A 7162-nucleotide genomic window follows, 5' to 3' on the forward strand; every position below is an offset into this window, starting at 1 on the left:
CGCCGTGCGCGTGCGCCGGCGCTAGCGCGCAGTTTCGCCCATCGTCCAAAGGGTTCACCACAGAGAGCGCGGAGGGCGCAGAGGCGGCAGCGACTGGCCAGCCGGGGTGTATCTCCGCGGCCTCCGCGCATCTGGACAGAAAAACAACCCTGAACAGCAACCGACGACGCAGGCAGCACGACGCCTTTCATGCCCTGGCTCGGCGCAGCCGGTGAATAACCGGCGGTGAATCGGAATCTCTCTGCCGTGCCGGCGTACCGGGAGGGGCGCGCAGGCGGCGCGGCCCGCGGCGGCGTCGCATTCGTTCTCTCGCCGGGCGCCCTGGCCCGTGGGGGCGGCATCGGGCCGTTCCTGCTCACGGCAGCCCTGGCCTGTTCCGAGCCTGTAGACCCGGGCGCCGTCGAGCCCTCGGAGCAGGGCATTGCATGGCTGCGCCAGGCGGCCATCGCCTTCCAGACGGTGGACCCCGCCGCCAGTCATGACGAGCTGGGGGCGCTCCGGGACGTGATCGGCGACGCCCGCGTCGTGGTACTGGGCGAGGCGAACCACGGGGCGCGCGAGTTCTTCCTTCTCAAGCACCGCCTCGTCCGCTTCCTGGTCGAGGAGATGGGATTCAACACGTTTGCCATGGAGGCGACGTGGCCGGAGTCCAACCTGGTCGACGACTACCTCGCGACCGGGCGCGGCGAGCCGGAGGTTCTGCTTTCACGCCTCTATTTCTGGATCTGGAACACCCGGGAAGTGCTGGACCTGATCGAATGGATGCGCCAGTACAACCGGTCGGCCGGCGGCCGTCGGATCCGCTTTGGCGGCTTCGACATCCAGTACCCGCGCATGGCGATGGACCAGGTCGTAGAGTTCGCGGGGCGCGTCGACACTGCGGCCGCAGCCTGGGTGGTGGGGCGATACGCCTGCTTCCGCCCCTACGTCAACGAGCTGGACGGCTCGTTCCGCCGGCTATGGGACTACACGTTGCGGCTGACGGGGCGCGCCAAGCTCGAGTGCCGCGCGCGGGCGCAGGAGGTCTACGACACGTTGCTCGCCCGCCGGACCCGGTTCGTGGCCGCGACCTCGCCCCTCGAATTCGAGCGGGCGCTGCAGAGCTCCCGGATCGTCGTTCAGAACCAGCACATGCGCTTCAACAGCGTGGCGGACCAGGACACGCGGGACATGTACATGGCGGAGAACGCGCTCTGGCTGATCCGCCAGTCTGGCCCGCAGGCCAGGGTGGTCATCTGGACCCATAACTTCCACGCGGCGGACCAGCACTCGCCCTGGCGCTCGATGGGCTCGTACCTGCGTGAGGCGCTGGGGCAGGAGCTGGTGCTGGTAGGCTTCTCGCTGTACGAGGGCAGCTTCAATGCGGACAATCCGCTGACCGGCGAGCGCGGGCCGCAGCGGCTGCCGCCCGCCCGCGCAGGCAGCTACGAGCACGTTTTCCACCGCGCCGGGCTGCCCCGCCTAATGCTGGACCTGCGCAGGCTGGAGGGCGCGCCGGAGGAAATGGCGCGCTGGCTCAGGGGTCCACAGCGCTTCCGGTCGATCGGCACGCTCTTCCGGCCGGACCGGTCGTACGTCTACGAGTCGCCGCTGAGCTCCGAGTACGATGTCGTCATCCACTTCGAGCATAGCACGCCGACTACGCTGCTGCCGTTCCGGTTCCCGGGATCCTGACGGCACGCCCCTGCGATTTCTGGCGCGCGGGTCCCCCTCGGCCTACGTTGCGACCACATCATTAGCCCGATCCGCCCCCTGCCCGCACCCCGCGGCGGTGGCTGTGCGCCGGAGGTGGAAGGTGCCAGCCGTGACAATGGAGACCCGGGAGCAGCTTACCAGCATCACTCGCGGCGCAGTCCCAATTAGAAGCTCGGGAACGGGATCGGGATCGGGATCGGGATCGACAACAGAGTCGGGATCAGGATCGGGGACGAACCAGGACGAACCAAGGTGTTCTACGAGGCGGCGGGAGCAACAGAAACGGAGGTTAGAGCCATGGCGGCGAGGAGCATTACGCGACGCGACTTCGTGGGCGACATGGCGCGGGCGGCGGTGGCGTTCACGATCGTGCCGCGGCACGTGCTGGGGCGCGGCTACCGCGCGCCCAGCGATCTGCTGCGCATCGCCTGCATCGGGGTGGGCGGGAGGGGGCGGGACAACGTGAAAGGGGTGAGCGGCGAGGTCCTGTACGCGCTGTGCGACGTGGACCTGAACCGGGCGGAGGAAATGTTCCGGAGCTATCCCAAGGCGAAGCGGTATCGGGATTTCCGGGAGCTGTTGGAGCGGGAGGAGGACCACATCGATGCCGTGGTCATCTCGACGCCGGACCACACGCATGCGGCGGCGGCGAGCCTGGCGATGAAGATGCGGAAGCACGTTTACTGCGAGAAGCCGCTGGCGCGGACGCTGGGCGAGGTACGGGCGCTGGTGGAGGGAGCGCGGCGCTACAAGGTGGCCACGCAGATGGGGAACCAGGGTCACGCGGGCGCTGGGACGCGGCAGCTCCGGGAGTATGTCGAGGCGGGCGCCATCGGCACGGTGCGCGAGATCCACTACTGGACGAACCGGCCGATCTGGCCGCAGGCGCTGGAGCGGCCGCTCGAGGCGTACAACGTGCCGCCCTACCTGGACTGGGACCTCTGGCTGGGGCCCGCACCCGTGCGGCCATACGCGCCGGCGTACGCGCCGTTCCGCTGGCGCGGGTGGTGGGATTTCGGGACCGGGGCGCTGGGCGACATTGCGCCCCACGCCATGGACGCGGCGTTCTGGACGCTGGGACTGCGCTACCCGAGCCGCATCGAGGTGGAGACGACGAAGCTCTTCCCGGAGACGGCGCCCCGCATCTCGCGGCTGACCTTCGAGTTCCCGGAGCGCAGTGGGCGTTCGGCGGTGCGGCTGGTTTGGCGGGACGGGGAGCTCATGCCCCCGCGGCCGGCGGGGCTGCCGCCGGAGCAGGCGTGGCCGTACAGCGACGTGGGGAGTCAGGTCTGGACGGGTAGCGACGGCGCACTGATCGCCGACGCCTACGGCGACAAGCTGCTGCTGCTGAACGAGGCGCGCGACAAGGAGCTCAAGGCGAACCCGCCGCCGGAGAAGTACCCGCGCTCACCTGGCGTCTATGCGGAGTGGATCGCGGCCTGCAAGGGCGGCGCGCCTGCGGGGTCGAGCTTCCCGGATCACGCCGGCCCGCTCACCGAGCTGGTGCTGCTGGGCACCATCGCGGTGCGCATGGGGCAGACGCTGGAGCTCGATCCCGTGACCGGGCGCGTCACCAACGTGGCGGTGCCGGAGGAGTACGTCCGCCCCGTATTCCGCGAGGGCTGGAGGCTTTACACCTAGCTGTTGCCAGGGGGCTGGGGCTAGATGGCTGGGGCTTGGGGCTAGCGCAACGGGTCTGGAATCTGGATCAGGTTTGGGCTTGCCACTTGTCGAGAGCCGAGAGCGTGCGCGGCTACGCCTGATCGGCGGCGGGCAGCTCGGGGTGTTGCCCCAGCGCACGCCGGGTCACGCCTTCAAACTGATCGATGCGCACGTCTCCATCCGGGAAGCGGGCAATAAGCTCCAGCTTGCCTCCCAGGGCCTCCACCAGGTCGCACAGCGTGCTTACGTGTACGTCCAGGCGACGCTCCATGGCCGAGACATTCGACTGCCGCAGGCCCAGCCGACGCGCAAGCTCTTCCTGCGTCACTCCGCGAGACGCGCGAAGCTGAGGCAAGGCCATATCCGCAAGGAGCACTCGCGCCTGGCGCTCTGCCCGGTCCTGAATTTTCCGGGGCAGCTTCGCCCGCAGCTCGCTGTACTTCCTAGCCATCGATCAGACCCGCTCCTCGCAGTTCTTCGAGATGCTCGTCGTACAACCGATCAGCCCGAGGAACAATGGAATCGTACCAGCGGTCCTGTCCCGTTTTCCGGCCGCCAACCAGCAGTATGGCGGTGCGGTGGGGATCGAACGCGTACAGCACCCGATACGGCTCGCCCGCGTGCTGGATCCGCAGTTCGCGCATCGCCGGGTGACGTGATCCTGCGACCCCAGAACTGTAGGGATACGGAAGCTGCGGCCCCAGCTCCTCAAGCAGTCGGACTATCCTATCGACAGCGCCTTGCTCAATCGCGCTGAGTGTTGCCCACCAGGCACCGAACTCATCGGTGTATTCCACCTCCCAGGGCACCTCATCATACTCCTGCTGATATATTCTGTCAACTGAATGGGCTGGCCTGCCAGGGATCCGCAGCTGGGCGGCAACGTGCGGGATCAATGGCCGCTGGAGCGGGGCGAAGGGATAGGTGAAGGGGGCAAGGCAAGAAGCCTGCGCCGCCGATTGACCGGTGCCGCTCTGGAGATCAGGGACGTGCCGCGGCGCCGGCCGGACAGGTAAGTGCTACCCCGCCGCGAGCTCCGCGTCCGCTGCGGCGAGGGCGGGTGCGGGCGCGCGGGCGGCCTCGCGGAAGAAGAAGGCGAAGAGCACGAGCACGGCGGCCGCGCCGGTGGCCGGTACCAGCCAGATGGCGTTCCAGTCGTGGGCCGGGCCGGTGGTGTAGGCCTGGACGACACGGCCGGATACGATGGCGCCAATGAAGTAGCCGAGGCCCATGGTCACGAAGGCCAGGAAGCCCTGGGCCGCGGCGCGGATCTTCACGCTGGCCTGCTGGTCCACGTAGATCTGGCCGGTGACGAAGAAGAAGTCGTAGCAGATGCCGTGAAGCAGGATCCCGCCGTAGAGCATCCAGACCAGCGCGCCCGGGTCGCCGAAGGCGAAGAGGAGGTAGCGCAGGGCCCAGGCGGCCATGCCGATGAGCAGCAGCCTCTTCACCCCCAGGCGCAGCAGGAACCAGGGCATGAGCAGCATGAAGAAGATCTCGGACATCTGCCCCATGGTCTGCTTGCTGGCGGGCTCGGGGAGCCCGATCTCGTTCAGGAAGAGGTTGGTGAAGGTGTAGTAGAACTGGAGCGGGATGCAGATCAGGAAGGAGCCCACGAGGAAGATGGCGAAGGAGCGGTCCCTCGTGAGCGAGAGGGCCTCGAGCCCCAGCACGTCGCGGGCGCTGATGGGCTTGCCGGCGTCGGGCGGCGGGGTGTGGGGCAGTGCCAGCGAGTAGAGGGCGAGGACCAGGGAAGCGGCGGCGGCAATGCGCATGGGCACAGCCGTGTCCTCGAGCGCCAGTCGTCCCACCAGGATCCCTGCCACGATCCAGCCAATGGTGCCCAGCACGCGCACGCGCGGGAACTCCCTGGCCGGGCTCTCCATGTTGTGGAAGGAGATGGAGTTGGTGAGCGCCGTCGTGGGGATGTAGCAGAGCGCGTAGGCGATGAGCACCGGGTAGAAGAGGCGGAACTCCTGCATGAGCGACGCCGCATAGAGGATCGCGCCGCCGACCAGGTGGAGCGCGGCGATCATCTTCTCGGTGGCGAAGAAGCGGTCCGCGACCATGCCCACGAAGAAGGGGGAGATCATGGCGGCAATGGCCATGGTGCCGTATGCCAGGCCGATCTGGGTGCCGTCGAAGCGGAGCGTCTGGCCGAGGTAGGTGCCGAGGGTGACGAACCAGGCGCCCCAGATGAAGTACTGCAGGAACATCATGGTGGAGAGGCGGAAGCGCACGCTGCCCATGCTATTTTCTCCGGTTGTTGGGGCTTCCTTGCATCGGCACCTGAACGCTGCCGTTCACGTCTGCCACGATCCTCCGCTCTTCGGGCCCGGGACTCGGGATCGGGCTCCGCGGCGGCTGTGCCGCCGCTGGGCTAAGGCTCGGGCTCGGGCTCGGGTTCAGGCTCCAGTCACCCGGCAGGCTTCTCGGCGCCGCCGAGCGGGCGGATCTTGATGTTGCGGTAGGCGACCCAGTCGCCGTGGTCCTGGAGCGCGATGCGGCCGCGCCGCGCCTGGCCGTAGCCGGGCATCTGGTTGAACTTGCTGGCGCGGACGCGCGCCCACCAGTCGTGGCTGCCCAGCTCGTACTCGACCAGCTTGACGCCGTTCAGCCAGTGCTCGACGTGGCTGCCGTGGACGACGATGCGCACGGCGTTCCACTCGCCGACCGGGCGGGTGGCATCGCGGACGGGGGCGTAGATTCCGTAGTTCGAGCCCGCCGAGGTCCTGGGGTCGAGCCCGTCGCGGTGCCCGGCGTTGTCCAGCACCTGCATCTCGGGGCCGCTCTCGTAGACCTCGCGCTCCGGCTCGTCCACCACACGGAAGAAGATGCCGCTGTTGCCGCCAGGCGAGATCTTCCACTCGAGCGCCAGCTCGAAGTCCCCGAACTCGTCGACTGTGACGATGTCGCCGGCCGGCGCCACGCGGGTGAGCGCGCCGTCCACGACCTGCCAGCCGGCGGGCATATCGGTGCGGCCGCGGGCGCGCCAGCCGGCGGTGGTGCGGCCGTCGAAGAGGAGGCGCCAGCCGGCCGCGCGCTCCTCGGCAGTGAGCGTATTGGGCGCCATCGCGCTGGCTGCGGATTCCTGTTCCATGCGGTTGGCGGGGCCGCAGGCGGCGGCGAGCGCGGTGAGCATGGTCAGACCGAGGGAAGCTACGACGGGCGGCCGGGTGCGTCCATGCACACCGGCGGGGACAGGAGGTCCCTCGACTGCGCAGCCTGCGGCCGCTCCGCTCGGGATGACAGGAGAAACGAAGGTCGGCGGAGGCGCGCTCCGCTCACGATGACAGAAGAGGATCATAGCTCCAGCCCTTTCAGGTACGCGTAGCTCGCCCGGATGCTGGCGAAGGGGTCAGGCGGCTCGTCGTGCTCGACAAAGTAGTGACGGAAGCCGGCCTGGCCGGCGGCGCGAAGGATGGCTCGGAAGTCGAGGACCCCGCGGCCCACGTCCACCATGCGCCCGGCGGCGTCCATGTCCTTGAGGTGCGCGGAGTGGAAGCGGCCCGGGAAGCGGGCAATGTAGTCGAGCGGCCGGCCTCCGCCCCTGCTGAGCCAGAAGACGTCCATCTGGTGGACCACGTTCGCGGGCTCCGTCTCGGCCAGGAAGACGTCGTAGGGCACGGCGCCCTGCATGGGCGCAAGCTCGTAGTCGTGGTTGTGGTAGCCCAGGCGCAAGCCTGCCTCACGCGCGCGCTCGCCGGCGCGGTTGAACCAGGCGGCCAGCCGGCGGTAGCCGTCCAGGTCGCGGCGCTCCGCTTCGGGCAGCCAGGCGACGATCAGGTAGCGGTGCCCCATGACG

The 7162-nt window shown here is 68.7% G+C and carries 7 protein-coding genes; 2 read left to right on the top strand and 5 right to left on the bottom strand.

Annotated features, from left to right (window positions below):
- The first annotated feature begins 225 nt into the window (after positions 1-225).
- Together HY703_04250 and HY703_04255 are read left to right on the top strand one after the other, a co-directional pair.
- Positions 226-1674, top strand: a complete 1449-nt coding sequence (locus tag HY703_04250) for an erythromycin esterase family protein (protein MBI4544387.1) — start codon at positions 226-228, stop codon at positions 1672-1674.
- Positions 1675-1992: 318 nt separating this feature from the next.
- The gene (locus tag HY703_04255) at positions 1993-3336 is read left to right on the top strand and encodes a Gfo/Idh/MocA family oxidoreductase (protein ID MBI4544388.1); all 1344 of its coding nucleotides are present in this window, start codon (positions 1993-1995) and stop codon (positions 3334-3336) included.
- Positions 3337-3448: 112 nt separating this feature from the next.
- Here HY703_04255 and HY703_04260 read toward each other — a convergent pair whose 3' ends face one another.
- The 5 genes from HY703_04260 to HY703_04280 all read right to left on the bottom strand — a co-directional run.
- Positions 3449-3808 carry an XRE family transcriptional regulator gene (locus HY703_04260; protein ID MBI4544389.1) on the bottom strand — a complete coding sequence of 120 codons (360 nt, stop codon included), beginning with the start codon at positions 3806-3808 and terminating at the stop codon, positions 3449-3451.
- The gene (locus tag HY703_04265) at positions 3801-4166 is read right to left on the bottom strand and encodes a type II toxin-antitoxin system RelE/ParE family toxin (protein ID MBI4544390.1); all 366 of its coding nucleotides are present in this window, start codon (positions 4164-4166) and stop codon (positions 3801-3803) included. The genes HY703_04260 and HY703_04265 overlap by 8 nt, the downstream gene beginning before the upstream one ends.
- A gap of 210 nt (positions 4167-4376) precedes the next feature.
- Positions 4377-5606, bottom strand: a complete 1230-nt coding sequence (locus HY703_04270; protein ID MBI4544391.1) for a nucleoside permease — start codon at positions 5604-5606, stop codon at positions 4377-4379.
- A gap of 167 nt (positions 5607-5773) precedes the next feature.
- Positions 5774-6499 (bottom strand): DUF1080 domain-containing protein, encoded by a 726-nt coding sequence (locus HY703_04275; protein ID MBI4544392.1) that lies wholly within the window; start codon positions 6497-6499, stop codon positions 5774-5776.
- Between the two features lie 161 nt (positions 6500-6660).
- The coding region (locus HY703_04280; GenBank protein MBI4544393.1) for a sugar phosphate isomerase/epimerase at positions 6661-7162 on the bottom strand (502 nt) is incomplete at its 5' end.

The sequence above is a fragment of the Gemmatimonadota bacterium genome (assembly GCA_016209965.1).
In the GTDB taxonomy this organism is placed as follows: Bacteria; Gemmatimonadota; Gemmatimonadetes; order Longimicrobiales; family RSA9; genus JACQVE01.